Consider the following 250-nt stretch of genomic DNA (forward strand, 5'->3'; position numbering starts at 1 on the left):
TCAGGTGTGATAGTACCAAAACCACCAAACACGTTTAATGGCACACAGCCAGCGCCACCGGTTAAACATTCTGTTTCAGAAACCGCGTTTAACGCATTAGCGATGTTAGCAACGTTTGTATAACCAGCGTTAGTGTTTACACGGTTTGTTTCACCATGCTGGATTGATACATCATACGCCCAGCTGTCATTGATAAAACCTTCGATCCCAGCAACGATCTGGAATGGGTCAGTATTAAATGACGTAGAAC

At 44.0% G+C, this 250-nt stretch carries 1 protein-coding gene; it reads right to left on the minus strand.

Annotated elements, in window-relative coordinates:
• Positions 1 to 250 (minus strand): hypothetical protein (locus R0J87_RS22995; protein WP_498889254.1); only part of this gene is annotated, 250 nt, incomplete at both ends.

Source organism: Halomonas sp. SIMBA_159 (assembly GCF_046536035.1).
In the GTDB taxonomy this organism is placed as follows: domain Bacteria; phylum Pseudomonadota; class Gammaproteobacteria; order Pseudomonadales; family Halomonadaceae; genus Vreelandella; species Vreelandella venusta_A.